Source organism: Streptomyces sp. SDr-06, from assembly GCF_003324565.1.
Classification (GTDB): domain Bacteria; phylum Actinomycetota; class Actinomycetes; order Streptomycetales; family Streptomycetaceae; genus Streptomyces.
In genome coordinates this window covers 193,544-220,425 of sequence record NZ_QOLA01000005.1, presented here as the reverse complement: position 1 = coordinate 220,425, position 26,882 = coordinate 193,544, and the positions used below count along the sequence as shown (strand labels likewise).

The 26,882-nt window shown below is 73.3% G+C and carries 25 protein-coding genes; 16 read left to right on the top strand and 9 right to left on the bottom strand.

Going from position 1 to position 26,882, the window contains the following annotated elements; genetic code table 11:
* Positions 1–75 precede the first annotated feature (75 nt).
* Complete coding sequence (locus DT019_RS13995) at positions 76–1,668, bottom strand: DUF5691 domain-containing protein (RefSeq protein ID WP_114037110.1); 1,593 nt, start codon at positions 1,666–1,668, stop codon at positions 76–78.
* A 408-nt stretch (positions 1,669–2,076) separates the two neighbouring features.
* Entirely contained in the window at positions 2,077–3,396 is a 1,320-nt protein-coding gene (locus DT019_RS13990) for an SWIM zinc finger domain-containing protein (RefSeq protein WP_114037109.1), read from the bottom strand.
* A 108-nt stretch (positions 3,397–3,504) separates the two neighbouring features.
* Here DT019_RS13990 and DT019_RS13985 point away from each other — a divergent pair, with 108 nt between their 5' ends.
* The 5 genes from DT019_RS13985 (at position 3,505) to sucD (ending at position 10,325) form a co-directional block, all read left to right on the top strand.
* A complete protein-coding gene (locus DT019_RS13985; protein WP_114037108.1) occupies positions 3,505–4,617 on the top strand; it encodes an ATP-binding protein in 1,113 nt (370 codons plus the stop codon).
* Complete coding sequence (locus DT019_RS13980) at positions 4,614–6,878, top strand: DUF5682 family protein (protein ID WP_114037107.1); 2,265 nt, start codon at positions 4,614–4,616, stop codon at positions 6,876–6,878. The genes DT019_RS13985 and DT019_RS13980 overlap by 4 nt, the downstream gene beginning before the upstream one ends.
* The gene (locus DT019_RS13975; RefSeq protein WP_114037106.1) at positions 6,853–8,007 is read left to right on the top strand and encodes a VWA domain-containing protein; all 1,155 of its coding nucleotides are present in this window, start codon (positions 6,853–6,855) and stop codon (positions 8,005–8,007) included. The genes DT019_RS13980 and DT019_RS13975 overlap by 26 nt, the downstream gene beginning before the upstream one ends.
* Before the next feature lie 232 nt (positions 8,008–8,239).
* A complete protein-coding gene (gene sucC, locus DT019_RS13970) occupies positions 8,240–9,418 on the top strand; it encodes an ADP-forming succinate--CoA ligase subunit beta (RefSeq protein WP_114037105.1) in 1,179 nt (392 codons plus the stop codon).
* Between the two features lie 22 nt (positions 9,419–9,440).
* Positions 9,441–10,325: a succinate--CoA ligase subunit alpha gene (sucD, locus tag DT019_RS13965; RefSeq protein WP_114037104.1), complete on the top strand. Its 885-nt coding sequence runs from the start codon at positions 9,441–9,443 to the stop codon at positions 10,323–10,325.
* A 94-nt stretch (positions 10,326–10,419) separates the two neighbouring features.
* Here sucD and DT019_RS13960 read toward each other — a convergent pair whose 3' ends face one another.
* Positions 10,420–11,901: a helix-turn-helix domain-containing protein gene (locus DT019_RS13960; protein ID WP_114037103.1), complete on the bottom strand. Its 1,482-nt coding sequence runs from the start codon at positions 11,899–11,901 to the stop codon at positions 10,420–10,422.
* A gap of 156 nt (positions 11,902–12,057) precedes the next feature.
* Between DT019_RS13960 and DT019_RS13955 the strand changes: the two genes are divergently transcribed.
* Entirely contained in the window at positions 12,058–13,830 is a 1,773-nt protein-coding gene (locus tag DT019_RS13955) for a DUF6350 family protein (protein WP_411292707.1), read from the top strand.
* Between the two features lie 27 nt (positions 13,831–13,857).
* Here the strand turns inward: DT019_RS13955 and DT019_RS13950 are convergent, their stop codons facing one another.
* A complete protein-coding gene (locus DT019_RS13950; RefSeq protein ID WP_114037102.1) occupies positions 13,858–14,625 on the bottom strand; it encodes a hypothetical protein in 768 nt (255 codons plus the stop codon).
* A gap of 398 nt (positions 14,626–15,023) precedes the next feature.
* Here DT019_RS13950 and purN point away from each other — a divergent pair, with 398 nt between their 5' ends.
* Both purN and purH read left to right on the top strand, forming a co-directional pair.
* On the top strand, positions 15,024–15,632 hold the full coding sequence (purN, locus tag DT019_RS13945; RefSeq protein WP_223279509.1) for a phosphoribosylglycinamide formyltransferase: 609 nt from the start codon (positions 15,024–15,026) through the stop codon (positions 15,630–15,632).
* On the top strand, positions 15,610–17,193 hold the full coding sequence (gene purH / locus DT019_RS13940) for a bifunctional phosphoribosylaminoimidazolecarboxamide formyltransferase/IMP cyclohydrolase (protein ID WP_223279488.1): 1,584 nt from the start codon (positions 15,610–15,612) through the stop codon (positions 17,191–17,193). The genes purN and purH overlap by 23 nt, the downstream gene beginning before the upstream one ends.
* A 61-nt stretch (positions 17,194–17,254) precedes the next feature.
* On the opposite strand, the gene DT019_RS13935 is transcribed toward purH, so the two are convergent.
* Positions 17,255–18,004, bottom strand: a complete 750-nt coding sequence (locus DT019_RS13935; RefSeq protein WP_114037100.1) for an RDD family protein — start codon at positions 18,002–18,004, stop codon at positions 17,255–17,257.
* Positions 18,005–18,211: 207 nt separating this feature from the next.
* Here DT019_RS13935 and DT019_RS13930 point away from each other — a divergent pair, with 207 nt between their 5' ends.
* The 6 genes from DT019_RS13930 (at position 18,212) to DT019_RS13905 (ending at position 23,946) form a co-directional block, all read left to right on the top strand.
* Positions 18,212–19,072, top strand: a complete 861-nt coding sequence (locus tag DT019_RS13930) for a bifunctional methylenetetrahydrofolate dehydrogenase/methenyltetrahydrofolate cyclohydrolase (protein WP_114037099.1) — start codon at positions 18,212–18,214, stop codon at positions 19,070–19,072.
* A gap of 18 nt (positions 19,073–19,090) precedes the next feature.
* On the top strand, positions 19,091–19,588 hold the full coding sequence (locus tag DT019_RS13925) for a DUF3017 domain-containing protein (protein WP_114037098.1): 498 nt from the start codon (positions 19,091–19,093) through the stop codon (positions 19,586–19,588).
* 239 nt (positions 19,589–19,827) lie between these two features.
* Positions 19,828–20,997 (top strand): sensor histidine kinase, encoded by a 1,170-nt coding sequence (locus DT019_RS13920; protein WP_114037097.1) that lies wholly within the window; start codon positions 19,828–19,830, stop codon positions 20,995–20,997.
* Positions 20,994–21,668: a response regulator transcription factor gene (locus DT019_RS13915; protein ID WP_114037096.1), complete on the top strand. Its 675-nt coding sequence runs from the start codon at positions 20,994–20,996 to the stop codon at positions 21,666–21,668. Before DT019_RS13920 ends, DT019_RS13915 begins: the two co-directional genes overlap by 4 nt.
* Before the next feature lie 112 nt (positions 21,669–21,780).
* The gene (locus tag DT019_RS13910) at positions 21,781–22,773 is read left to right on the top strand and encodes an XRE family transcriptional regulator (protein WP_114037095.1); all 993 of its coding nucleotides are present in this window, start codon (positions 21,781–21,783) and stop codon (positions 22,771–22,773) included.
* A 183-nt stretch (positions 22,774–22,956) separates the two neighbouring features.
* Positions 22,957–23,946, top strand: coding sequence for a malate dehydrogenase (locus tag DT019_RS13905; protein WP_114037094.1), 990 nt, complete (start codon positions 22,957–22,959; stop codon positions 23,944–23,946).
* A 75-nt stretch (positions 23,947–24,021) separates the two neighbouring features.
* Here DT019_RS13905 and DT019_RS13900 read toward each other — a convergent pair whose 3' ends face one another.
* Positions 24,022–24,336 (bottom strand): hypothetical protein, encoded by a 315-nt coding sequence (locus DT019_RS13900; RefSeq protein WP_114037093.1) that lies wholly within the window; start codon positions 24,334–24,336, stop codon positions 24,022–24,024.
* Between the two features lie 49 nt (positions 24,337–24,385).
* Between DT019_RS13900 and DT019_RS13895 the strand changes: the two genes are divergently transcribed.
* Positions 24,386–24,631 carry a helix-turn-helix transcriptional regulator gene (locus tag DT019_RS13895; RefSeq protein ID WP_053728356.1) on the top strand — a complete coding sequence of 82 codons (246 nt, stop codon included), beginning with the start codon at positions 24,386–24,388 and terminating at the stop codon, positions 24,629–24,631.
* 32 nt (positions 24,632–24,663) lie between these two features.
* Positions 24,664–25,134 (top strand): hypothetical protein, encoded by a 471-nt coding sequence (locus tag DT019_RS13890; protein ID WP_114037267.1) that lies wholly within the window; start codon positions 24,664–24,666, stop codon positions 25,132–25,134.
* 72 nt (positions 25,135–25,206) lie between these two features.
* Here DT019_RS13890 and DT019_RS13885 read toward each other — a convergent pair whose 3' ends face one another.
* Genes DT019_RS13885 through DT019_RS13875 form a run of 3 tightly spaced genes read right to left on the bottom strand, consistent with a single transcriptional unit; the run spans position 25,207 to position 26,875 of the window.
* Positions 25,207–25,935, bottom strand: a complete 729-nt coding sequence (locus tag DT019_RS13885; RefSeq protein ID WP_189389513.1) for an isocitrate lyase/phosphoenolpyruvate mutase family protein — start codon at positions 25,933–25,935, stop codon at positions 25,207–25,209.
* Positions 25,923–26,381: a carboxymuconolactone decarboxylase family protein gene (locus DT019_RS13880; RefSeq protein WP_223279487.1), complete on the bottom strand. Its 459-nt coding sequence runs from the start codon at positions 26,379–26,381 to the stop codon at positions 25,923–25,925. Before DT019_RS13880 ends, DT019_RS13885 begins: the two co-directional genes overlap by 13 nt.
* Complete coding sequence (locus DT019_RS13875; RefSeq protein ID WP_114037265.1) at positions 26,378–26,875, bottom strand: carboxymuconolactone decarboxylase family protein; 498 nt, start codon at positions 26,873–26,875, stop codon at positions 26,378–26,380. The genes DT019_RS13880 and DT019_RS13875 overlap by 4 nt, the downstream gene beginning before the upstream one ends.
* Between the last annotated feature and the right edge of the window lie 7 nt (positions 26,876–26,882).

Below are 26,882 nucleotides of genomic sequence, written 5' to 3'. Positions count from 1 at the left end.
CTGGGCTCGGGCACCCTGCCGCAGGGAAACGCCGCTGGGGGCGCGGCCGAGGGGGCTGGGGCACAGCCCCCAGGGCTACCCGGCCAGTTCCTCGCGCATCACCCCCCGCAACCGCAACGTAGCCACCAGCCGCTGAAACGCCTCCGCCCAGTACCCCCCGGCCCCCGGCGACGCCCCCTCCTCCTCCGGCGGCGTAGCCGTCAGCGCGTCCAGGCGGGCGGACTCCGACGGGTCGAGGCAGCGCTCGGCCAGGCCCATGACGCCGCTGAAGCTCCACGGGTAGCTGCCCGCGTCCCGGGCGATCTCCAGCGCGTCCACCACGGCCCGGCCCAGCGGCCCGGCCCACGGCACCACGCACACCCCGAGCAGTTGGAACGCCTCCGACAGCCCGTGCGCGGATATGAACCGGGCCACCCAGTCGGCCCGTTCGTCCTCCCCGAGGAGGGACAGGAGCTTGGCCCGTTCGGCCAGCGACGCCGTGCCCACGCCCTCGCCGGGCGGGGCGGACGGGGGGCCGAGCAGCGCCCGCGACCACTCCGCGTCATGCTGACGCACCGCCGCCCGGCACCAGGCGGCGTGCAACTCGTCGCCCCACTCGTCGGCCACGGGCAGCGCCACGATGTCCCCCGGTGCTCGCCCGCCCAGCCGCCCCGGCCACGTCGCGAGCGGGGCCGACTCCACCAACTGGCCCAGCCACCAGGACCGTTCGCCCCGCCCGCCCGGGGGCCTCGGGGCGACCCCGTCCCGCTGCATCGCCGCATCGCACTCGTGCGGCGCCTCCACGGAGATCATCGCCCTGTCGCCCGTCCGGTCCAGGGACACACAGGACGCCGCCCGTTGCGCCATCCTCCCCGCCAGCGCGGAACCCGGCAGAGCGGAGAGGAGCTCCGCCGCCGTCGCCCGGACATTGCGGCTGCGGTCGGCCAGCGCCCGCTCCAGGAACGGCTCGTCGGCCGCCGACAGCCCGCCGCACAGGGAGTCCAGGAACATCAGCCGGTCCTCGGCTCGCTCGGTCGCCCACGTCGCGGCGAGCAGCGCGCGGCCCGCCTCCGGGTCGTACGCCCGTACCGCTCCGAGCAGCGCGACCCGCTCAGCGAACAGGCCCTCGTCCCAGAGGAGTTGTACGGCTTCGGCGTCCCCGGGGTCGGGAAGCGCCGCGCTCCCCGACGCGCCGCGCAGCGCGAAGCGCCACTCCGGGTTGTGCCTGGCCAGCCACAACCCGCGCGGGCCCGCGAAGGTGAGAGCCTGCGGGCGCAGGTCGGTGCGGGCCCGGGCGGCGTCGAGCAGCGTGGGCAGCAGCTCGGCGGAGGCGCGCAGGCCCCGCTCGTTGGCCAGGGCAAGCCACTGCGGGAGCAACTCGCCCAGGTCGGGCGCGCTTCCGCGTCGGCCTCCGGCATGCGCGGGCGCCGAACGGTCGGCGAGCAGCAGTGCCAGGCGGCGCCGGGCCGCCTCCGGCAGGGCGGGCCGGTCGTCGGGCGGGGCGGGCGGTGGGTGTATCGGCGCGGGCGCGGGGACCAGGCCTGCCCTGCGGCGCAGGGTGTGCGTGGCGGCGGCGTCGAGGAGTTGCTCGGGTGTGCCGGTTGCCGGACGCCGGTGGGTGCCCAGCAGTGCGGCCGTCACCAGGTCGTCCCAGGGGGCCGGGGTTGCAGGGGCCGTGGTGGCGGACATCAGGTTCCCCTTCGGTGCGTTGGGCTTCGTTCGGGTGTGTGCTGCGGCCTCATGCGGCGCCGCCCTGCGGTCGGCAGTGCGGCCGGGTGCGGTGGGCCGGGACCGCGGCTTCGGCGGTACGTATCGCTCCGCCGGGGAGTGGGGGCGTGAACGCGACGGGGTACCTCCTCATACGTCGCGCCGTTCCGCCCACCGCAAAGCCACCCAGAACCAGCGCTCCTCCTTGCGGGGGCACCCCGCCACGTCCCCACCCGACCGAACAGCGCCCGCCCGCGACCCTTTGGTTGTCGTCCAGACACCACATCGCCCCGACCCTGCCCGGGCCGACATCCGTGCCTCCTTGGGGCCTGGTGCAGACAGCGCGCCGCCACGGCCTTCGTTCGGGCGGACACGCGCCCATCCGCTCTCTCATGTCAGTGCCACCGGCTCTGCGTCCTCGGGCCATGCCGTCAGTGGGGTGAAGCCTCGGTGGCCGCATTCGCCGAAGAGTGTGATCGGGGCGCCTCCGGAGAGGGCGAGCAGTTTCCACAGGCCGGGGCGTGTTGTTGCCGCGGGGGGTATGGGGAGGCTCAAGTCCGATGTGTCGTCGGCTAGTTGCCAGCCTTCGGTGGCGTCCGTTGGGGGGACGGGGATCGCTGCTTTCAGGGTGGCCGGGTATGCCTCCATCCATGGGTCGTTCAGGAGGGCTCGGGCGTAGTGCTCGACCGCTTCGGTCGCCGTCCCGCCCGGCGGCGGGGTGCCGGGAGCGGTCGTGCCGTAGCGCTCGCCCAGGGCGGCCCTCAACTGGCCCGCGCCCGGGTACGGGGTGAGCTCCGCGTCGATGGTCAGGCCGACCGGCAGCGTCGTCTCGGGGGAGCGGCCCGCGGCTCCGAAGTCGAGTATCAGGGCCGGGCCCGACTCCCTTCCGTGCAGCCAGATCCGGCGTGTGGTGAGCTTCGCGTCGGCCGTGTCGTACTGGGCGAGGACCTGCCAGTTGTCGCGGATCGCCGGGCCCCGGGGAGCGGCGGGCACGCCGATGCGTGAGCGGACCGTCGCGGCCAGCTGGTCCGGCAGGGCGTCCCGGCCCAGCCAGGCGCGGTCGAGCAGGTGCAGCATGCCGCACTCCTCAAGGAGCCGCATCGGCCAGCCGGGGCCGGAGCCCGGAATCGCCCCCAACTCCCTCACACGTGCGGCCAGTCCTGGCGCTTGGGCGTCGACCATGCGAGCCGCCGTCTCCTCCCACAGGGCGTAGCCCGGCCCTTCGGTCGCGGCCAGGCCGCCGCGCAGCAGATCCGCCAGGCGCTGCTCCAGTTCTGTGGCGCCCGCCGTGATCCGGTCGGCTCGTCTTTCGGCTCTGCGTCTGGCCGCTTCCGCGTCATTGGGGGGAGTTGGGCTCTGAACTGCTCGCGGTTCGTTCTTTTCTTTTGTCAGCCACTCGGCTGCCCAGTCGGGTGGTGCGGTCGGTGGTACCTGTTCGTCCGACCAGAGCAGGAGCAGGCCCACCGCGTGCTTGCACGGGAACTTCCGGCTCGGGCAACTGCACTGGTATGCCGGAGTCGTTGTGTTGACCACTGTCCTGTACGGCTTGCTGCCGCTGCCCTTGCACAGGCCCCACACCCCCCTGTCGTCGCACCCGCTCTCCGACCACGGCCCCGCAGCGCCGAGTCGGCTTCCCGCTGTGCGTGACGCGGCGTCAGGTGCCAGTGCCAGCACCTGCTCCGACGTCCAGCGCGCCCCCTGCTGAGTCATGTGTCCGAAGGTACGGGTGACCACTGACAACCGGCTGTGACCTGCGGCGATGACGGATTGTCAGTGGCGTGGTGCACGGTGGGACCACAACGATCCGGAGGGGGAGTCATGACCGTGTTCGAAAACGTCACATCCCAAGCGGAAGAGGCCCTGCGGCCGCACGCCGAGCACGCCTTCGCGCACGAACTGGCCGCTCTGGCAGCCGCCGACGACCGGCCCCGGCCCGCGCGTTGGCGGCTCTCGCCATGGGCCGTCGCCACCTATCTGCTCGGCGGCACGCTGGCCGACGGCACCGTGATCACGCCGAAGTACGTCGGGCCGCGGCGCCTCGTCGAGGTGGCCGTCACCACGCTGGCCACCGACCGCGCGCTGCTGCTTCTCGGTGTCCCCGGCACCGCCAAGACCTGGGTGTCGGAGCACTTGGCGGCCGCCGTCAGCGGCGACTCCACCCTGCTCGTGCAGGGCACCGCCGGCACCCCGGAGGAGGCCATCCGCTACGGCTGGAACTACGCGCAGCTGCTCGCCCACGGACCCAGCCGCGACGCGCTCGTGCCCAGTCCGGTCATGCGGGCCATGGCGCAGGGCACGACCGCCCGGGTCGAGGAGCTGACCCGCATCCCCGCCGACGTACAGGACACGCTGATCACGATCCTGTCGGAGAAGACGCTGCCCATCCCGGAGCTGGGCGCCGAGACCCAGGCCGTACGGGGCTTCAACCTGATCGCCACCGCCAACGACCGCGACCGCGGGGTCAACGAGCTGTCCAGCGCGCTGCGGCGCCGCTTCAACACGGTGGTCCTTCCGCTGCCCGCCACCGCCGACGCCGAGGTCGACATCGTCTCGCGCCGGGTCGACCAGCTGGGCCGCTCGCTCGACCTGCCCTCCGTGCCCGACGGCATGGCGGAGATCCACCGCGTCGTCACCGTCTTCCGCGAGCTGCGCGACGGCGTGACCGCCGACGGCCGCACCAAGCTCAAATCCCCTTCGGGGACGCTCTCCACGGCCGAGGCGATCTCCGTGGTCACCGGCGGGCTCGCGCTCGCCGCCCACTTCGGCGACGGTGTGCTCAGGGCGGGCGACGTGGCCGCCGGGCTCCTCGGCGCGGTGGTGCGCGACCCCGTGGCGGATCGCGTGGTGTGGCAGGAGTACCTGGAGACGGTGGTCCGCGAACGGGACGGCTGGAAGGACCTCTACCGCGCCTGCCGCGAGGTGTCCGCATGACCCCCGCGCTCCTCGGCGTGCGGCACCACGGGCCCGGGTCGGCGCGCGCCGTGCTGGCCGCGCTGGAGACCGTCCGGCCGCGGGCCGTGCTCATCGAGGGGCCGCCCGAGGGCGATGCCCTGGTGGCCCTCGCCGCCGACGAGGCCATGCGGCCGCCGGTCGCGCTGCTCGCCCACGTCCTCGACGATCCGGGGCGGGCGGCGTTCTGGCCGATGGCCGAGTTCTCCCCGGAGTGGGTGGCCATCCGGTGGGCGCTGGCGCACCGGGCGCAGGTCCGCTTCATCGATCTGCCCGCCGCCCACTCGCTCGCGACGCAGGAGGACGCGGCGCCGGGGGTCGACCCCGTCGGCGCGCTCGCCGAAGCCGCCGGGTACGACGACCCGGAGCGGTGGTGGGAGGACGCGGTCGAGCACCGGGACGCCGCGGCGGACCCCCTCGCCCCGTTCGCCGGGCTGGGCCGGGCCATGGCCGTGCTGCGCGAGACGTATGGGGACGGCTCCGCGCGCGACCGGATGCGCGAGGCCTTCATGCGGCTGCAACTGCGCGCTGCGACGCGGGAGTTCGGGGATGAGGTCGCCGTCGTGTGCGGTGCCTGGCATGTGCCCGCGCTCGCCGGGAAGTTCACCGTGGCCGGCGACCGCGCCCTGCTCAAGGGGCTGCCCAAGGTCAAGGCCGAGCTGACCTGGGTGCCCTGGACGCACCGCAGGCTGGCCCGGCGCAGTGGCTACGGCGCGGGGATCGACTCGCCCGGCTGGTACGGGCATCTGTTCAGCGCCCCGGACCGGGCGGTCGAGCGGTGGATGACCAAGGTGGCCGGGCTGCTCCGGGAGGAGGACCGCCAGGTCTCGTCGGCCCACGTCATCGAGGCCGTCCGGCTCGCCGGGACGCTCGCCGCGCTGCGCGGCCGGCCGCTGCCCGGCCTCGCCGAGACCACCGACGCCGTGCGGGCGGTCATGTGCGAGGGCTCGGACGTTCCGCTCGCCCTGATCCGGGAGCGGCTGATCGTCGGTGATGTGCTGGGCGAGGTGCCCGACACGGCGCCTGCCGTCCCGCTCCAGCGCGATCTCGCGCGCACCCAGCGCGCCCTGCGGCTCAAACCGGAGGCGCCGGAGCGGGAGTTGGAGCTCGATCTGCGCAAGGAGACGGACGCCGGGCGCAGTCGGCTGCTGCACCGGCTGCGGCTGCTCGGCGTCGGCTGGGGCGAGCAGCTGGGGGCCCGGTCCACCGGCACCTTCCGGGAGAGCTGGCGGCTGCGCTGGGAGCCCGAGCTGTCGGTGCGGGTCGCCGAGGCCGGGGTGTGGGGCACCACCGTGCTCGGCGCGGCCACCGCCAAGGCCGAGTCGGACGCCGTGGCCGCGACCCGGCTCGGCGACGTCACCTCGCTCGCGGAGCGCTGCCTGCTGGCCGAACTGCCGGACGCCCTGCCCGTGGTGATGCGCGCGCTCGCCGACCGGGCCGCGCTCGACACGGACGTCGCCCACCTCGCCCAGGCCCTGCCGGCCCTGGCCCGCACCCTGCGCTACGGCGACGTGCGCGGCACCGCGACCGCCGGGCTGGCCGAAGTCGCGGCGGGGCTCGCCGAGCGGATCTTCGTCGGCCTGCCGCCCGCCTGCGCGGCCCTGGACGCGGACGGCGCCGCCGAGATGCGCACCCATCTGGACGCCGTGCACACCGCGACCGGTCTGCTGGCGGACGCGGCCGGGCTGCGCGAGCGCTGGGCCACCGTGCTCACCCGGCTCGCCTCGCGGGAGACCGTGCCCGGGATCCTCCGCGGCCGCGCGGTGCGGCTGCTGCTCGACGACGGCCGGATCGAGGGCGAGGCCGCGGCCCGCCACCTGGGGCTCGCGCTCTCACCGGGCACGGAGCCCGCCGACGCCGCCGCCTGGATCGAGGGATTCGTCGGCGGGGCCTCAGGCGGCGGCATGCTCCTGGTCCACGACGAGCGGCTGCTCGGTCTGGTGGACGGCTGGCTGACCAGCGTGCCGCCGGACGTGTTCACCGACGTACTGCCCCTGCTGCGCAGGACGTTCGCCGCCTACGAGGCGGGCGTGCGGCGCACGCTGGGGGAGCTGGTGCGGCGCGGGCCCGGCGTGCGGACAGGGCAGGGCGACGCCGCCGCGCCCGGTTTCGGGCCCGTTCTCGACGCCGCCCGCGCCGACGCCGTCCTTCCCCTGCTGGGCCTTTTGCTGGGACACGAAGAGAAGACGACTCCAACAGCCTTGCGGGGGTGGGCAGATGACCAGCATGCACTCAAGCGCTGACGAACGGCTGCGGCGTTGGCGGCTCGTGCTCGGCGGGGAGTCCGGCGCCGACGGCACCGGCCGCGCCCTGACCGGGCAGGACGCGGCCATGGACGGCGCGCTCACCGCCCTCTACGGCTCCGCCAAGACCGGGGCCAAGGAGCGCGGCGCCGGGCTCGGGGCGTCCGCCCCGTCCGTCGCGCGCTGGCTCGGGGACATCCGTACGTACTTCCCGAGTTCCGTGGTGCAGGTCATGCAGCGCGACGCCATCGAGCGGCTGGGGCTGGCCACCCTGCTCCTGGAGCCGGAGATGCTGGAGGCCGTCGAGGCCGACGTCCATCTCGTCTCCACCCTGCTCTCGCTCCACAAGGCGATGCCCGAGACCACCCGCGAGACCGCGCGCGCCGTGGTGCGCAAGGTCGTCGAGGACCTGGAGAAGCGGCTCGCCACCCGCACCCGGGCCACCCTCACGGGCGCCCTCGACCGCTCCGCGCGGATCAGCAGGCCGCGCCACCGCGACATCGACTGGGACCGCACGATACGGGCCAACCTCAAGCACTACCTGCCCGAGCACGGCACCGTCGTGCCCGAGCGGCTCGTCGGGCACGGGCGGGCCGCGCGGGGCGTGCGCAAGGACGTCGTGCTGTGCGTCGACCAGTCCGGGTCGATGGCCGCGTCCGTCGTCCACGCCTCCGTCTTCGGCGCCGTGCTCGCCTCGATGCGCTCGATCGCCACCCGGCTGGTGGTCTTCGACACCGCCGTCGTCGACCTCACCGACCAGCTGGACGACCCGGTCGACGTCCTGTTCGGCACCCAGCTAGGCGGCGGCACCGACATCAACCGGGCGCTGGCGTACTGCCAGACGCGGATCACCCGTCCTGCCGACACCGTGGTGGTTCTCATCAGTGATCTTTACGAGGGCGGGATACGGGACGAGATGCTCAAGCGGGTCGCCGCGATGAAGGCGTCCGGTGTGCAGTTCGTGGCCCTGCTCGCACTGTCCGACGAGGGCGCCCCGGCCTACGACCGCGAACACGCCGCGGCCCTGGCCGCCCTGGGCGCCCCGGCCTTCGCCTGCACCCCCGACCTGTTCCCCGACGTGATGGCAGCGGCCATCGAGCGGCGCCCGCTGCCGATACCCGAGGCGTGAGCGAGCTCATACCGCAACGCGCGCTGAGCAGGTGATCTGTGACAGGTATCACCGCCCAGGTGTGATCCCTGATTTAGGGACCTACGTCCTGCGGAGATAACCTGCGAGACGGACATGCCGCGTGCTCGGACACCGTGTACGCCTCCCTCAGTGACAGCGCCGTCACGTTGCCCTTCGCGGCACGCCCAGCAGACAACGGAACCGCGATACCACTGAAAAGGGACGGACGCGCGTGGACCTGTTCGAGTACCAGGCGAGGGACCTCTTCGCCAAGCACGGTGTACCGGTGCTGGCCGGTGAAGTGATCGACACGCCTGAGGCGGCGCGCGAGGCCACTGAGCGTCTCGGCGGCAAGTCGGTCGTCAAGGCGCAGGTGAAGGTCGGTGGCCGCGGCAAGGCCGGCGGCGTGAAGCTGGCCGCCGACGCGGACGAGGCCGTCGCCCGCGCGACGGACATCCTCGGCATGGACATCAAGGGCCACACGGTCCACAAGGTGATGATCGCCGAGCTGTCCCCGGAGATCGAGGCGGAGTACTACGTCTCGTACCTCCTCGACCGCACCAACCGCACCTTCCTCGCCATGGCGTCGGTGCAGGGCGGCATGGACATCGAGGAGGTCGCGGAGAAGACCCCCGAGGCCCTCGCGAAGGTCCCGGTCAACGCCGTCGAGGGCGTCGACATCGAGAAGGCCCGCGAGATCGTGGCCCTGGCGAAGTTCCCGGCCGACGTGGCCGAGGGCGTCGCCGAGGCCATGGTGACCCTGTGGAAGACCTTCGTCGCCGAGGACGCGCTCCTCGTCGAGGTCAACCCGCTGGTGAAGACCAAGGACGGCCGCATCCTGGCCCTCGACGGCAAGGTGTCGCTGGACGAGAACGCCGAGTTCCGTCAGCCCGAGCACGAGGCCCTTGAGGACAAGGCCGCGGCCAACCCCCTCGAGGCGGCCGCCAAGGCCAAGAACCTCAACTACGTGAAGCTCGACGGCGAGGTCGGCATCATCGGCAACGGCGCGGGTCTCGTCATGAGCACCCTGGACGTCGTCGCGTATGCCGGTGAGAACCACGGCGGCGTGAAGCCGGCCAACTTCCTCGACATCGGTGGTGGCGCGTCCGCCCAGGTGATGGCGAACGGCCTGGAGATCATCCTCGGCGACCCGGACGTCAAGTCCGTGTTCGTCAACGTCTTCGGCGGCATCACCGCCTGCGACGAGGTCGCCAACGGCATCGTCCAGGCGCTGGCCCTGCTCGCCGAGAAGGGCGAAGAGGTCACCAAGCCGCTGGTCGTGCGTCTCGACGGCAACAACGCGGAGCTGGGTCGCAAGATCCTCAGCGACGCCAACCACCCGCTGGTGCAGCGCGTGGACACCATGGACGGCGCGGCCGACAAGGCCGCCGAGCTCGCGGCTGCGAAGTAAGGGAAGAGGTTAAGACACCACCATGGCTATCTTCCTCACCAAGGACAGCAAGGTCATCGTCCAGGGCATGACCGGCGCCACCGGCATGAAGCACACCAAGCTCATGCTCGGTGACGGCACCAACATCGTCGGTGGCGTGAACCCGCGCAAGGCCGGCACCTCCGTCGACTTCGACGGCACCGAGGTCCCGGTCTTCGGCACCGTCAAGGAAGCGATGGAGAAGACGGGCGCCGACGTCTCCGTCCTCTTCGTGCCGCCGGCCTTCGCCAAGGCCGCCGTCGTCGAGGCGATCGACGCGGAGATCCCCCTCGCCGTCGTCATCACCGAGGGCATCGCCGTCCACGACTCCGCCGCCTTCTGGGCGTACGCGAACGCCAAGGGCAACAAGACCCGCATCATCGGCCCGAACTGCCCGGGTCTGATCACCCCCGGCCAGTCCAACGCCGGCATCATCCCGGGCGACATCACCAAGCCGGGCCGTATCGGCTTGGTGTCGAAGTCCGGCACGCTGACCTACCAGATGATGTACGAGCTGCGCGACATCGGCTTCTCGTCCGCCGTCGGCATCGGTGGCGACCCGGTCATCGGCACCACGCACATCGACGCGCTCGCCGCGTTCGAGGCCGACCCCGAGACCGACCTGATCGTGATGATCGGCGAGATCGGCGGCGACGCCGAGGAGCGTGCGGCCGACTACATCAAGGCCAACGTCACCAAGCCGGTCGTCGGCTACGTCGCGGGCTTCACCGCGCCCGAGGGCAAGACCATGGGCCACGCCGGCGCCATCGTCTCCGGCTCCTCCGGCACCGCCCAGGCGAAGAAGGAGGCCCTGGAGGCCGCCGGCGTCAAGGTCGGCAAGACGCCGACCGAGACCGCCAAGCTCGCGCGCGCCATCCTCGGCAGCTGAGCAGCGCCCGACGGCGCCCAGCTCCGCGGGTACGCATGAAGGGCCCGCACCCCTCCCGGGGGGTGCGGGCCCTCGCGCGTACGGGGAGGGGCGGTCAGCGGATGTCGAGCACCAGGCGGGCCGGACCGCGGGCGGGCTCCGTGCGCAGCTTGTCGCGCAGTTCCAGGTCCTCGCTGGTCAGGTGCTGTGGACCGTAGTGGGCGGGCACGCCGCTGACGCGTGCGCCGGGGGGTACCGGGCGGACGTGGTAGTGCGGCACCGTCACCACGGTGAAGGCCGTCGCCCCGACGATCAGCGTGGTGAAGGCGATCGCGGCCCGGGTCCAGAACCGCCGCCGCCGCTCGCCCCCGGTGCGTACCACCGGAGCCGACGGCAGCCTGGTGACGGAGTCGGGTCCGGCGAGCGCGAGGTCGGTGATGCGTTCGCGCAGCACCGAGGACAGCGCCTCAGGGCTCGCGGCCCCGGCCGCCGCGGGCACCCGGCGGGCGATGGCCTCCCGTGCGTGCAGCAGGCGGTTGGCGGCGGCCGGGGTGCTCGCCTGGGTCTCGGCCGCGGTCTCCGGCAGGTCGAGCCCGAGCCCGTCGTACAGCATCACCGTGCGGCGGTAGGCGGGCGGCAGGTCGAGCAGCGCGTCGAGCAGAGCCCGGCGTTCGGGCTCGGCGGGCGGGTGGTCGGGACGCTTGTGGGCGCGCCGGAAGCGGTGCCAGGGGGCCATCGCGTACTCGTACGCGGCCGCCCGCACCCACCCCGCCGGGTCCCGGTCGGTGGCGACCTCGGGCCAGTTCTCCCAGGCCAGGTGGAAGGCCCGCTCCACCGACTCCCGGGAGAGCCGGGTCCGCCCGGTGAGCAGATAGGCCTGCCGCGCGAGGGCGGGCGCGGTCGCCTCGTACAGCGCGTCGAACGCTCCGGCGGGGGTGAGCGCGCCCGGCACGGCGGCCTGCCCGGGCTGCGGGGCGGCGGGCGCGTCCGTGGCGTGCCGCGCCGGAGCCTCGGCCGCCACTCCATCCCCGGGTTCGCCCGCCGCGGCCTCCTCACCGGCCCCCTCGGCCCGCTCCGGAAGCAGCAGGGGGCCGCTCCTGACGGGTGCTCCGGCGCCGGTCAGCGCGCCGGAGTTGAGCGCCTTGGTGGGTTCGGGCACGGAGGCCGGCGCGGGGGCCGGGTGGTCGTGGCGGGTGGGCGGCGCGGCCGGGGGCTTCGCCGTTCGCCCCCCGGGCCTCGACGGTTCGGGGCCGTCGGCGGGCGGTTCGGGCCGGGGGTGTGCCGTGTGCGGCGCGGCGGGCGTGGCGGGGGCCGTGTCCGGCCCGCCGGATCCTTCCTCGTCGGGCGCGTCCTGCTCGGCCACGGCCGCCATCTCCGCCTCGATGGTGGCGAGCAGCCGGGCGTAGTTCTCCCCCTTGCGCCCGCGCGGCGTGGCACGGCCCTTCTCCCAGGAGCGCACGGTCGCCCGCGTGACGCCGACGGCCGTCGCCACCTGTGCCTCGCTCAGGTCCTTGGCCTCCCGCAGGCGGCGCCGTTCCTTGGGGGTGGGCAGGGGGGAGGCATCGGTGTCGTTGGTGTCGGCCGTGCTCTGTGTCATGAAGGGCTCCCAGGGCTCCCCGCGAAGGCCGTAACGGTTGGCGCACCCTTGGCGCCGCAGCACGAAGCACCCCGGGTGAAAAAGTACATAAACGTATATTGAGCGACACATCGGTCATTTACGTGTTACGCGGAGAAAGCGCGTGTCGTTGGCAGCATGGCCCGCGTGACCCAAGTGACCGACCGCAGCCTGACGTTGCTTCCCGCCCCGGCGCGCTCCTCCGTACTCGCCACGTGTTTTCTGCGCGGCGCGATCGCGGCGGGGCTCGGGCTCGGCGCCCTGGCCGTGCTCGTGACGGTGCTGTGGATCAGCTCCCCGTACCCCGACAGCGGGCCCGGCGGCGCGCTGCGCACGGCCGCCTCCCTGTGGCTGCTCGCCCATGGGACACAGCTGGTCAGACCCGGCACCCTGACCGGCACACCGGCCCCGGTCGGCGTGGTTCCGCTCCTCCTGGTGGCCCTGCCCGCCTGGCTCGCCCACCGCGCGGCCCGCGACGCGCTGCTCCCCCCGGGCGAGGACCACGAGGCGTACGAGGACGGCGAAGCCGGGCCCGCGCCCTCCGGGTGGTCCGTGTTCTGGGCGGTGACGTGCGGATACCTCGCGGTCGCGACGGCCACCGCGCTCTACGCGGCCGCCGGGCCGCTGCCCGCCGACCCGCTCAGCGCCGGACTGCACCTGCCGCTGACGGTGGCGCTCGCGACGGCCACCGGGGTCTGGACCGCGCACGGCCGCCCGTCCGGGCCGCTGTCCGACCGGGTGCCCGAACGGCTGCGGACCACCCTGCTGGACGTTCGCCACCGCGCCGCCGTGCGGGCCGCCGGGGCCGCGGTCGCGGTGCTCCTCGGCGGCGGCGCGCTGCTCGCCGCGGCCGGACTCGCCTGGCGCCTCGGCATCGCCGAGGACTCCTTCCTGCGGCTCGCCGAGGACTGGTCGGGACGGTTCGCGGTCTTGCTGCTCGGCCTCGCGCTGGCACCCAACGCCGCCGTGTGGGGAGCCTCGTACGGACTCGGACCGGGCTTCGCCGTCGGTACGGGGGCCGTCGTGAGCCCGCTCGGAGTGGCGGGCGACCCCGCGCTCGTGCACTTCCCGCTGCTCGCCGCGGTGCCGACGGGTGGGCACGGGTCCTGGTGGAACTGGGCGGCGGCCGGGGTGCCGCTGGTGGCCGGGGCGGCGCTCGCCCGGCGTGCCGCGCGGTCGGCCGTGGCCGAGGGGTGGGGGCGGCGGGAGACCGCGCGGGCCGCCCTGGTGGGGGCGGTCCTGTTCGGCTGCGCCCTCGCGGTGCTCGCCGCGCTGGCGGGGGGCCCGCTCGGCACCGGCGCGCTCGCGGCGTTCGGCCCGGTGTGGTGGCGCACGGGCGGCGCGGCCCTGCTGTGGGCGGCGGTGGTCGGGGTGCCGGGATCGGTGGCCCTGCGGGCCTGGCAGACGCGGACCCGGGCGGGCGCGCGGCGGCCCCTGCGGGTGCGGATCGCCGGGGTGTTCTCGTGGCGGCCCGGTCGGCGCGAGGCGGCCGCGGTGCCGGTGGCCGACGCTGCGGCTGCGGCCGGGGCGGTCGGGACCGAGTACTCCTACGACTTCCTGCCGGCCGGCGGGGGCGGACTCTGGCACGAGGACGGTGCGCGGGAGGCCCGCTGGGCGGCGCTCAAGGAGGCGTCGGGCGGCCTCATGGCGGACATCCCGTCGGTGGCGGCAGGCGAGGACGCGGCGTTCCCGGGCTTGGACGCGGGCGGTGCGGCAGCGCCCCAGCCCCAGCCCCCAGCGCCGGACCCGGACCCGGACCCGGACCCGGCCGAGAGTGGCGCGGAGTCCGCCTCCGCGCCGGGAGCGGGCGGTGGCGCCCCGTGGCCGGAATGGCCCGACCCGGCGCCCGAGCCCGACCCCGCGTCCCGTACCAGGCCGGACGCCCCCGAGGTACGGCCCCCCGCCGAGTAGGGCCGGCCGCCGAGATCGCGGGCGGAGTTACTCCTTGACCCCGAACAGCGGCACCAGCTTCTCCGGGAGGAGGTCGTTGCAGGCGAGCTGGCCCGTCTTGGTCAGGGCGTCGTCCACGCACGTGTAGTAGTCGCGGTACACGAGCTGCATCGTGAAGCTGGAGGCCACCACCGTCAGCGCCAGGACCGCCGTGACCAGGCCGGTCACCGCCGCCGTCAGCTGCGGCCTGCCCTGCGGGGCGGGCGGCGCGGCCGGTGCGGGGGACGTGGCGGACGGCTCCGCCGGGGGCTTCGGCTTCGCGCGCAGGGAGCTGATCGCCCAGTACAGGCCGAGCGCCCCGAGCAGCAGCGCGATCTCCGGCATGTCGAACAGGGCGAAGAAGAACCCCCACATCCCGGACAGCAGCGCGTAGCGGGCGCGGCGCTGGGCCGGGTCCGTGGGGTCCCAGCGCAGGCCGGGCGGGGGAGGTGGGTTCTGGCCCGGTCCCGACTCCGGGCGTTCGGGGCGCTGGCCGAAGCCGCCGGGCGCGCGGCCGGGCTGCCGGTCGCTCCACTGACTGCCCCAGGGCGAGCCCTGGGGGTGGTCGCCGCCCTCGCCCGATGCGGGGCGGCGCGGCTGCCAGGGCTGGTCGGGGCGGCCCTCGGGCGGCGGGGCGAAGGGGTTGTCGTCGGCGGCGTCCGATCCGGTGCCGCTTCCCGTGCCCTCGGGCCCCGACTTCCCCGGGTCCGTCGAATGAGGGGAGCCGGGGGAGGAGGACTGGCGGGCTGCGAACAGCTGGTGGCGTCGGTCCGGCATCTGGTGAACGTCTTCCCCTCGGACCCGCGACCGGCCGGTCCGGCCAGCGGGGTCACATCTCGCATACAAGTGAACAAACAAGTCGAACACGCACGTGAGTCCGGGCTCGTCCCCGGTCTCGTTCACGTGAGACAGGTCTCGTCTCGCGGCGTCCTCCCAGACGCTACCTGGCGGTCCGGCCCCCGTCCCGTGGGGGCCGTCCGGTGTGCCGGTATCGTTGCTGACGGTCGGCGCTTTCGTAGAGTTCCCCGTATCGAGGGGCGCGATTCGTTCGTACGACCACACAAAGACGTACGACCGCGAGAAAGAGCCCCGCTGTGGCCTCCCCGCCCCCCTCCGCGTCCCCTTCACCTGACAGGACCCCGCCCGGAACATCCCGCGCCGCCCGCCTCGTCGTCCTGGTGTCCGGGTCGGGCACGAACCTGCAGGCCCTGCTCGACGCCATCGCCGCCGATCCGGACGGATACGGCGCCGAGATCGTGGCCGTCGGCGCCGACCGGGACGCCATCGTCGGCCTGGAGCGCGCCGAGCGGGCCGGGATCCCGACCTTCGTCCGCCGGGTCAAGGACTACGCCTCGCGCGAGGAGTGGGACGAGGCCCTGGCCGCGGCGACGGACGCGTACGCGCCGGACCTGGTCGTCTCGGCCGGGTTCATGAAGATCGTGGGGAAGGAATTCCTCGCCCGGTTCGGGGGCCGTGTGGTCAACACCCACCCCGCGCTGCTGCCCAGTTTTCCCGGAGCCCACGGCGTCCGCGACGCACTCGCGTACGGCGCCAGGGTCACCGGGTGCACCGTCCACTTCGTCGACGACGGCGTCGACACCGGCCCGATCATCGCCCAGGGCGTGGTCGAGATCCGGGACGAGGACGATGAAGCCGCTCTGCACGAGCGGATCAAGGAAGTCGAGCGACGGCTGCTCGTCGAGGTCGTGGGGCGCCTGGCCCGCAACGGCTACCGCATTGAGGGACGAAAGGTTCAGATCGGTGAACTCGGTGAACTCCGCTAACACAGACACCGTCAAGCCCATCCGGCGGGCGCTGGTCAGCGTCTACGACAAGACGGGTCTGGAGGAGCTGGCGCAAGGGCTCCACGCGGCCGGGGTCGAGCTGGTGTCCACCGGGTCGACCGCCGCGAAGATCGCCGCCGCCGGGGTGCCCGTCACCAAGGTCGAGGAGCTCACCGGGTTCCCCGAGTGCCTCGACGGGCGGGTGAAGACGCTGCACCCCAAGGTGCACGCGGGCATCCTCGCCGATCTGCGGCTGGATGCGCACCGCGCACAGCTCGACGAGCTCGGGGTGCGCCCCTTCGAGCTGGTGGTCGTGAACCTCTACCCGTTCAAGGAGACCGTCGCCTCGGGCGCGAGCCCCGACGAGTGCGTCGAGCAGATCGACATCGGCGGCCCCTCGATGGTCCGCGCCGCCGCCAAGAACCACCCCTCGGTCGCCGTGGTCACCAGCCCCCAGCGGTACGGGGCGGTGCTCGACGCCGTCAAGAACGGTGGCTTCGACCTGATCGCGCGCAAGCGCCTGGCGGCCGAGGCGTTCCAGCACACGGCCGCCTACGACGTGGCCGTCGCGTCCTGGATGACCAACGTCTACGCGCCCGAGGAGGACGGGGCCCCGCTGCCCGAGTTCCTCGGCGGCACCTGGGAGCGCAAGTCCACGCTGCGCTACGGCGAGAACCCGCACCAGGCCGCCGCGCTCTACACCGACGGACAGCCGGGCGGGATCGCCAACGCCGAGCAGCTGCACGGCAAGGAGATGTCCTTCAACAACTATGTGGACACCGAGGCCGCGCGCCGCGCCGCCTACGACCACGACGAGCCCTGCGTCGCGATCATCAAGCACGCCAACCCGTGCGGCATCGCGGTCGACGCGGACCTCGCGGCCGCGCACCGCAAGGCCCACGAGTGCGACCCGCTCTCCGCGTTCGGCGGCGTCATCGCCGTCAACCGCCCCGTGACGGTGGCGATGGCCGAGCAGGTCGCCGAGATCTTCACCGAGGTCATCGCGGCCCCGGACTACGAGCCCGGCGCGGTCGAGGTGCTCGCCCGCAAGAAGAACATCCGGGTCCTCAAGGTGGACGGCACCCCGCACCAGCCCGGCGACCTCAAGTCGGTCTCCGGCGGCGCGGTGCTCCAGCAGACCGACATCTTCCAGGCCGAGGGCGACGACCCCGCGAACTGGACGCTGGCCAGCGGAGAGGCCCTGAACGAGGCCGAGTTGAAGGAACTCGCCTTCGCCTGGGTCGCCTGCCGGGCGGTCAAGTCCAACGCGATCCTGCTCGCCAAGGACGGCGCCTCGGTCGGCGTCGGCATGGGTCAGGTCAACCGGGTCGACTCCGCGAAGCTCGCGGTGGAGCGGGCCGGCGAGGAGCGCGCGCGGGGCTCGTACGCCGCGTCCGACGCGTTCTTCCCGTTCCCCGACGGCTTCGAGATCCTGGCGAACGCCGGGGTCAAGGCCGTGGTCCAGCCCGGCGGTTCGGTCCGCGACGAGCTGGTGGTCGAGGCCGCGAAGAAGGCGGGCGTGACGATGTACTTCACCGGCACGCGCCACTTCTTCCACTGACCCCGGACACGCGAAGGGCCGCGCCCCTCGACGAGAGGAGCGCGGCCCGGCGACCGTACGGTTACTTCTTGATGACCAGCGTGCCGGCGGCGCGGTCGTGCCAGCCCTGCAGCTTGCCGGAGTTGTCGAAGAACGGCGACAGGTAGACCAGGAGCTGGCCGATGCCGCAGACGAAGGCGCCGACCATCGGGATGATCCAGCGGATGAAGCCGCCGCCGAGGCCCGGGTTCTGGCCCGTGCTCTCCTTGACGACCTTCAGGCCGAGGGACATCTTGCCGAGGGTGGCACCCACCAGCGAGATCATCAGCCACTCGTAGAGCAGCGTGATGATGCCGAACAGCAGAAGGGCGCCGAAGAAGGCCCCCACGACGCTGGAGCTCGCGTTGTTGACGCAGTCCGTGTAATCCGCGGAGTTGACGTCGCACTTCTTGGCGGCGCCGACCGCGCCGGCCACGCCCGCGACCATCAGGATGACGTAGATGACGCCGATGATGAGGCCGTCGATCACACGGGCGCCGAACCGGCGGCCCATCGTGGCGACCTGGACGGTGCCGAGCACCGGCACGTTGATGTAGCCGTTGTTGGCCTGGAGGGTGCCGGGCGCCTGCGGGTAGGCGCCGTAGGGCTGCTGGCCCGGGACCTGGCCGGGCTGCTGCGGGTAGCCGTAGCCCTGCTGCGGCGGGACGCCCTGGGGGGCCTGCTGCGGGTAGCCGTAGCCGGGCTGGCCCTGCTGCTGGCCGTACGGGTTGCCGCCCTGCGGGGGCTGCTGGGGCTGCTGCCCGTAGGGGTTGTTCGGGTCGCCGAAGCTCATGACGGATTTTCCTCCGTTGGTGTTGCGGGGACGACGCGGCCCGAGCGGAGGAAAAAAGCTGTTCTGAGCGGTTAGCCCCCCGGCACTGCCCGCGGCACTGCGCGGGTCATCGTTCTAAATAAGACATAAGTTTGTCCAGCCGGTTGCTGGATGTGTTGTGCAAGTGCAACTTGGGCGATCATGCGTCGCCCTGAAAGAATGGGAAACATGACCGCCCAGATTCTCGATGGCAAGGCCACCGCCGCAGCGATCAAATCCGAACTGGCCGTCCGTGTGGCGGCCCTGAAGGAGCGGGGCGTCACGCCCGGCCTGGGAACCGTGCTGGTCGGGGAGGACCCCGGCAGCCAGAAGTACGTCGCGGGCAAGCACCGCGACTGTGCGCAGGTCGGTATCGCCTCCATCCAGCGCGAGCTGCCCGCGACCGCGACGCAGGAGGAGATCGAGGCGGTGGTGCGGGAGTTGAACGAGGACCCCGCCTGCACCGGCTACATCGTCCAGCTGCCGCTGCCCAAGGGCATCGACGAGAACCGCATCCTGGGCCTGATGGACCCGGCCAAGGACGCCGACGGCCTGCACCCCACGAACCTCGGGCGCCTCGTCCTCAACGAGCCCGGCCCGCTGCCCTGCACCCCGTACGGCATCATCCAGCTGCTGCGCAAGCACGGCGTGGAGCTCAACGGGGCCGAGGTCGTCGTGGTCGGACGCGGTGTCACCATCGGCCGCTCGATGCCGCTGCTGCTCACCCGCCGCTCGGAGAACGCGACGGTCACCCAGTGCCACACCGGCACGCGTGACCTGTCGGCGCACCTGAAGCAGGCCGACATCATCATCGCCGCGGCCGGGGTGCCGCACCTGATCAAGCCCGAGGACGTGAAGCCGGGCGCGGCCGTGCTCGACGTCGGCGTCAGCCGCGACGAGAGCGGCAAGATCCTCGGCGATGTGCACCCCGGCGTCGCCGAGGTCGCCGGCTGGCTCTCGCCGAACCCCGGCGGGGTGGGCCCGATGACCCGCGCCCAGCTGCTCGTCAACGTCGTCGAGGCGGCCGAGCTCGCCGCCGACGCGGGCTGACCGGAAAGGCCTGAGGCCATGGGTGCTGGTACGAGTCACGAGCCGGCCAAGGGAGCGGAGCCGTCGGCCGCGTGCGGCGAGTCCGCCGCGGACGCGCCGTCGGCGCGTGCCCGCACGGGCCGCTCCCGGCGGTTCCCCTCCGTCACCCGGGACACCGCGCGCCCCGAGGGCGGCGGGCGCGCGGCGCCCGGTGACGCCTCGGCACCCGCCCGCCAGTGGCCGCTGCTCTCGGTGCTGCTCGCGGTCGGGTTCGGGCTGCTGACGGTGGCGACCGAGCCGTTCGGGCAGGCCTTCCGGGTCGGGCTCGTCATCATCGGCGCGGCCCTGCTGGCGGGCGCGGCCCTGCGGTGGACGCTGCCGTCGGTCGGCATGCTGGCCGTGCGCTCCCGCTTCACCGACATCACCACGTACGGGGTGCTCGGGCTGGCCATCGTGCTCCTGGCCCTGATGGCCCAGCCCCGGCCCTGGCTGAACGTGCCGTTCCTGGAGGACGCGGTCCACTTCACGGTGCGCTAGCGGTCCGCTCGCGCTGTGAAGGGGCGCGTGGCCCCGCACTCTCCCCCGGATGAGTGCGGGGCCACGCCCCCACAGGCCGGCCTCTGCCCGAAGAACCTACGGCGGCCTGCCCGGTCGGTCGTCCCCCGCCGGGTTGAACTCCCTCTGGTACAGCCGCAGTAGGCGGCCGTCCTCTCCAACTACCGCGGTACCGCACGGGGTTGACGTGCGTATGTGCGGAGCGGGGCTACCCTGCGACGATGCGGATCCGCCCCCAGGTCGCCGATGCGCTCATCGCGGTGGCGCTGACGTGTGTCTCCGCGGTGCTCGGCAAGGAGTCCGGGAGCCAGGGCTGGGACCCGCTGGACGCCTGGGGATACCTGCTGGTCGTGCTCGCCGGGCTGCCGCTCGCGTTCCGGGTCAGGGCGCCGCTGGCCGTACTGCTCTGGACGCACCTCGTCTTCCTCGTCTACGTGGCGAGCGGCTACTGGCCCGTCGTGACCACCTTCGGCCCGCTGCTCTCGCTGTACACGGTGGCCTCGCTGTGTGCCCTGCGCACGGCGGTGGGCTGCGGCGTCCTCATGGCGGGGGTGTGGATCTACGCCGGGGCGGTGAGCCCGCGCGGCTCCATGGCCTCCGTCGTCACCCAGGCGCTCGGCTTCGCCCTCGTGCTGATCCGGTTCGGGGTGCTGGCCCGCCGCTCCGCCGAGCTCGCCCGGCAGCTGCGGCGCGAGCAGGCCGAACGGGCCCGGCGCGAGGTGGCCGCCGAACGCGGGCGCATAGCACGGGAGTTGCACGACGTGGTCGCGCACCACATGTCCGTGATCTCCGTGCAGGCCGGGCTCGCGGGCTTCGTCTTCGCCTCCGACCCGCCGACCGCGCGGGCCGCCCTCTCCACCATCTCCGGCGCCAGCGCCGAGGCGCTCGACGAGCTGCGCCGGATGCTCCAGGTGCTGCGCGAGGCCGAGGACGGGGCGGCGCCCGTCGCCCCCATGCCGGGCCTGGACCGGATCGGCGAGCTGGCCGACCGGATCCGGGCCGGCGGCATCCCCGTCACCCTGCGCACCCTCGGCACCCCGCGTCCGCTCGCGCCCGGGGTCGAGCTGTGCGCCTACCGCGTGGTGCAGGAGGCGCTCACCAACGTCCTGAAGCACGCCGGAAAGACCCGGGCCGAAGTCCAACTGCGTTACGAACGGCATCAGTTGATGGTTTCCGTCACCAATGAGGGCGACGGCGGCGAGCGCGAGGGGGTGATTTCGGACAGACTGCGCGCGGGCGGTGGACACGGCTTGATTGGCATGCGGGAGCGGGCCAAGCTCTACGGCGGGTCGATCAGCGTCGGCCCGCGGAGCGGAGGCGGGTTCGCCGTGACCCTGACCCTGCCGACCTCCGCAGGGGCGGTTCAGGGGGAAGAAGACGCATCGGGATGATCAGGGTGCTCGTCGTGGACGACCAGTTCCTCATCCGGGCCGGCCTGGTCGGACTGCTGAGGGCCGCGCCCGGGATCGAGGTCGTGGGGGAGGCGGGTGACGGCGCCGAAGCCGTGCGCCAAGCCGCCGCGACGCGTCCCGACGTCATCCTCATGGACATCCGGATGCCCGGCACGACCGGCATCGAGGCCACCCGGCGCATTCTGGCCGACGCCCCCGACCCGGCGCCCCGCATCCTCATCCTGACCACCTTCGACCTCGACGAGTACGTCTACCAGGCGCTGCGCGCCGGGGCCGCCGGGTTTCTGCTGAAGGACTCCGGGCCCGAGCGGCTGCTCGCCGCGGTGGCCGCGGTCGGCGGCGGCGACGGGCTCTTCGCGCCGAGCGTCACCCGCCGCCTGGTCGAGGCCTTCGCCCACCGCGCCGGGCGGGCCGAGGGCGAGCCGCCGCCCGAGATCGGCGCGCTGACCGCGCGCGAGACGGAGGTGCTGCGCCTGACCGCGTGCGGCATGTCCAACCTGGAGATCGCCGACCAGCTGTTCATCAGCGAGGCCACCGTCAAGACCCACCTCAACCGCACCATGAGCAAACTCGACCTGGACAGCAGGGCCCAGGCGGTGGTGGTGGCGTACGAGAGCGGTCTCGTCACCCCGGGCGGCGCCCGCCCCTGAACGTCCTCGGCCGCCCCCGGCCGCGTCCTTCGGTCCGGTGCGCCCTCCTGCGGGAACTGACATCCTGGGGCCGTGCATCCCTGGGGGTAGTGACCGAATTTTGGGGGAAGCGATGCCTCGCTGGAAGGCGCTGCCGGAGGAACTCGACCCGCAGGTGAGGGAGTTCGCGAACCAGCTGCGCAGGATGGTGGACCGCAGCGGGCTCAGCGTGGCGGCGGTCGCCGACCGCACCGGGTACAGCAAGACCTCGTGGGAGCGGTACCTGGGCGGCCGCCTCCTCGCCCCCAGGACGGCCGTCCTCGCCCTCGCCGAGGTGACCGGCACCGACCCCGTGCACCTGACCACCATGTGGGAGCTGGCCGAGCGGGCCTGGAGCCGCTCCGAGCAGCGGCACGACCGCACCATGGACGCCCTGCGGGTGGACCGGGCGCGGGCCGCGCTCGGCGAGTTCGGGCCGCCCGAGCCGCCGGGCGGCGCGCGTGCCCAGTCGCCCAGCGCCGGGCTCACCGACCGGCGGCCGAAACCGCCCAAGCAGTGGGCCCCCAAGCCGCCCGGCCCGCCCGCCGACCGGCGCCGGATCGTCATGTTCCTGGCCGGGGTCGTCGGCGCGCTCCTGGTCATCACCTCGGCCGTGCTCCTGACCGACCTCGGCCGGAGCGACGGCAAACCGAAGGCCCTGCCGCGCCCGAGCCCCTCCTCCTCGGCGCCCGCGCTGCCCCCCGGCGTCAAGTGCGTGGCTGCCTCGTGCACCGGCCAGGACCCCGAAGCGATGGGCTGCACCGACAAATTGGTGCAGACGGTGGGCAGCGCCAAGGTCGGCGTCTCGGTCGTCGAGGTGCGCTACAGCAGGACGTGCGGGGCGGCCTGGGCCCGGCTCAAGCAGGTCGCGCCCGGCGACCGGGTGCAGATCAGCGCGCCGGGCACGGCCGGGGACGCGGTGGTGGCGGACGCCTACCGCGACACGTACACCAAGATGCTCGCCGTACCGGGCCCGGCGGTCGCGAAGGCGTGCGCCACGCTGAAGAGCGGCAAGAGCGGCTGCGCCGCGGGCCGGGCCCCCTCGGAGCCCCCGGGCAGGTCGGACGGGGCCGGTCGGGGTCAATGATCGATCAGCGTGAGGCGTCCCACAGGGGTGCGGGGGTGTGGGACGCCCAGGGTCGGATAGCCTGACCGCTGGACATCTCTTCACGTCAAGATTCAGACGGTCGCACGTCAGGTTTCCGGCGTACGGGGTGCCCGGAAACGAGGGGCAACCCCCCACCACCCGCTGTTCCCAACGGAGATCGCCATGACCCGCACTCCCGTGAATGTCACCGTCACCGGCGCGGCCGGCCAGATCGGCTACGCGCTGCTCTTCCGCATCGCCTCCGGTCACCTGCTCGGCCCGGACGTGCCGGTCAACCTGCGCCTCCTGGAGATCACCCCGGCCCTGAAGGCCGCCGAGGGCACCGCCATGGAGCTCGACGACTGCGCCTTCCCGCTGCTGCGGGGCATCGAGATCACCGACGACGCCAACAAGGCCTTCGACGGCGCCAACGTGGCCCTGCTCGTCGGCGCCCGCCCGCGGACCAAGGGCATGGAGCGCGGCGACCTGCTCTCGGCCAACGGCGGCATCTTCAAGCCGCAGGGCAAGGCCATCAACGACAACGCGGCGGACGACATCAAGGTCCTCGTCGTCGGCAACCCGGCCAACACCAACGCGCTCATCGCGCAGGCCGCGGCCCCGGACGTACCGGCCGAGCGCTTCACCGCGATGACCCGTCTGGACCACAACCGGGCGATTTCGCAGCTGGCGAAGAAGACCGGCGCCACGGTCTCCGACATCAAGCGCCTGACCATCTGGGGCAACCACTCGGCGACCCAGTACCCCGACATCTTCCACGCGGAGATCGCGGGCAAGAACGCCGCCGAGGTCGTCAATGACGAGCAGTGGCTGGCCGACGAGTTCATCCCGACCGTCGCCAAGCGCGGCGCCGCGATCATCGAGGCCCGTGGCGCGTCCTCGGCCGCCTCGGCCGCCAACGCCGCCATCGACCACGTGCACACCTGGGTGAACGGCACCGCCGAGGGCGACTGGACTTCGATGGGCATCCCGTCGGACGGCTCCTACGGCGTCCCCGAGGGCCTCATCTCCTCCTTCCCGGTCACCGTCAAGGACGGCACGTACTCGATCGTCCAGGGTCTGGACATCAACGAGTTCTCCCGCAAGCGCATCGACGCCTCCGTCAAGGAGCTCGCCGAGGAGCGCGACGCGGTCCGCGAGCTCGGCCTCATCTGAGCCCAGCGGCACGCCCGTTGACCCACGCGTGACGAAGCCCCGGCAGCCACTGCCGGGGCTTCGCCCGTTCCCGGCCTAGGCCGCCGCGTCCTTCGTCAGCTGGACGGCGGCGAGCAGGCTGAGCTCGGGCCGGGCCTGGCGCAGCGCCTTGACGGCGTGCACCGACTCGTCGTCCGGGCCCGTGTAGCCCACCGAGGCCCGCTGCTCGCGCACCCAGCGGGCACGCAGCTCGCGGTCGGGCGCGGCCGCCGCCCGCTCGGCGATCCGGACGGCCGCCTCCAGACCCGGCCGTTCCGCCTCGGTCGCGCCCGCCAGCGCCTCCCGCAGCGCCCGCGCGATGTCGTCCGCGTCGCGCAGCACCAGGACCGAAAGCTCCTTGCGGCCAAACATGCACACTCCCGTCGTTGTGTTCCTGCTCATCAAGTAGTACTTCTTATACATGAGCGAGCAGGTGCACAACAGGTTGGCGATGGTGCGTGCCGAACGGAAGGTGTCGCGGCAGAGCCTGGCCGAGGCGGTGGGTGCCCACTACCAGACCATCGGCTACATCGAGCGGGGGCAGTACAACCCCAGCCTCGACCTGGCGTTGAAGATCGCGGAGTACTTCGGGCTGCCGGTGGAGGCGCTGTTCTCCCTGAAGCCGTTCCGCCCGCTCACCGACGAGGCCTACGGGAGGAACCAGTGAGGGACGGCCAGTTGACGCGCTACGACCGGTGGATGCACCGGACCATGAACCGGCGGGAGGCGGCGCCGCTGTACGAGACCCGGGCGCGCAGGCGGGTGCTTGTCGGCGCCCATGTCGCGCTGACCGCGGCCACCGTGGCGGCCGCTCTCGCCGCGACCGTCGGCGGAAAGGTGGCCGGGGCCCTGGTGATGGTCGTGCTGGTGCTTCCGTGGTGCGTCGCCACCGGCGGCATCAACGCCTCCACGCGCGGCCTGCTCGAACTGCGCCGCCGCGCCCTGGACGAGCGCCAGCGGGCCGAGCGCAGCGAGGTCCTGGCCCGCGCGCACCGGATCACCACCGGGCTGCTGTTCGTCACCGTCGTGGCCGTCGGCGGATACCGGGCCGCGGGCGGGGACCTGGAGGCCGTGGCCCTGCCGGCGCTGCTCGGCGTCCTGGTCGCGCACTGGCTGATGCCGATGTGGGTCGCGGGCCTGCGCGCCCAGGACGAGCCGGACGACGAGTAGCCGGGCCGGTGCGCACACGGGCGTGCCCCCGGGCCGGGTCGGCCGGGGGGCACCCGCGCATCCGCGGCGCGGCTACAACTCGCGCACCTGGCGGGCGATGTCCCGCAGCGCGTGCGTCGCGCGGAGCTGGAGGCCGGGCCCGAAGGTGATGCGTCCCGCGCCCAGTTCGCCGAGCCTGCGCGGCCCGGGGGCGTCCGGCAGGACCGCCATGTTGACCGGCACCGGCACGGCCGCGGCGATCTCCGGGAGGTGCTCCGGCGGCGCGGCGAACGGGTACACGCCGTCCGCGCCCGCCGCCACATAGGCCCGGGCGCGCGCGATGGTCGCGTCGAGCTCGGGAAGCCCGCGGATGTACGTGTCGACCCGGGCGTTGATGAACAGCCGGTCGCCCGCCTCCGCCCGCACCTCGGCCAGCCAGTCGGCGTGCCGGGCCGGGTCCTTGAGGGCGCCCTCGGCCGAGTCCTCCAGGTTGCAGCCGACCACGCCCGTCTCCAGGAGCCGGTCCACCAGCTCCTTGGGGGCGAGGCCGTAGCCGCCCTCGATGTCCGCCGAGACCGGGATGGAGACGGACCGGACGATCCGGGTCACGGCGGCGAACATCTCCTCCGCCGGGGTCGACCCGTCCTCGTACCCCAGGGACGCCGAGACCCCCGCGCTCGGCGTCGCCAGGGCCGGGAAGCCGGCCTCCTCGAAGACCCGGGCGCTCGCCGCGTCCCAGGGGCCCGGCAGGATCAGCGGATCGCCGGGGCTGCGGCCCTGGTGCAGGGCGCGAAAGGTCGCGGAGGGGTTCAGCTGTGCCATTCCGTCTCTCCGGGTGCCGTGCGGCGGGTCACCATCAGCCGGTTCCAGCTGTTGATGACGGTGATCACCGCGATGAGGTGGGCGAGTTGGGTGTCCGTGAAGTGTGCGGCGGCCCGCGCGTACACCGCGTCGGGCACGAACCGGTCGGTGAGGACGGTGACCGCCTCGGTGAGGGCGAGGGCCGCGCGCTCCCGTTCGGTGAAGAGGCCGCCGGCCTCCTCCCAGGCGCCGAGCAGGTCGAGCCGCTCCTCGGCCTCACCGGCCTCGCGGGCCAGGCCCAGGTGCATGTCCAGGCAGAACGCGCAGTGGTTGAGCTGCGAGGCGCGGATCATCACCAGCTCGGCGAGGGCCGGGTCGCCGAGCCCGCGCTTGGCGGCCGCGCCGAGCCCGGCGAGGCCCAGGTAGACCTGCTCGGGGACCTGGAACTCCCGTGCGGCGACGGTCACTTGTACATCCCCGGCGTGTAGTGCCCGGCCACGCCGCGGGTAGTCACGCCGAACCGGTTCCAGGCGTTGATGACGGTGATGGTCGCGATGAGGTGCGCCAGCTCGCCCTCCTCGAAGTGCTTCGCGGCCGTCTCGTACACCTCGTCCGGGACGAAGCCGTCGGTGAGGACGGTGACCGCCTCGGTCAGCGCGAGCGCCGCGAGCTCCTTCCCGGTGTAGAAGTGCGCGGACTCCTCCCACGCGCTGAGCTGCACGATCCGCTCCACCGACTCGCCCGCCGCGAGCGCGTCCTTGGTGTGCATGTCCAGGCAGATGGCGCAGTGGTTGAGCTGCGAGGCGCGGATCTTGACCAGCTCGGCGATCACCGGGTCGAGCCCCTGCTCGGCCGCGGCGGACAGCTTGATCATGGCCTTGTAGACCTCGGGCGCGGCCTTGGCCCACGGGAGGCGGGGGGCGTGCTCGGGCGCGTACGTCGTGTTCTCGTTCGTGGTCATGGAACGA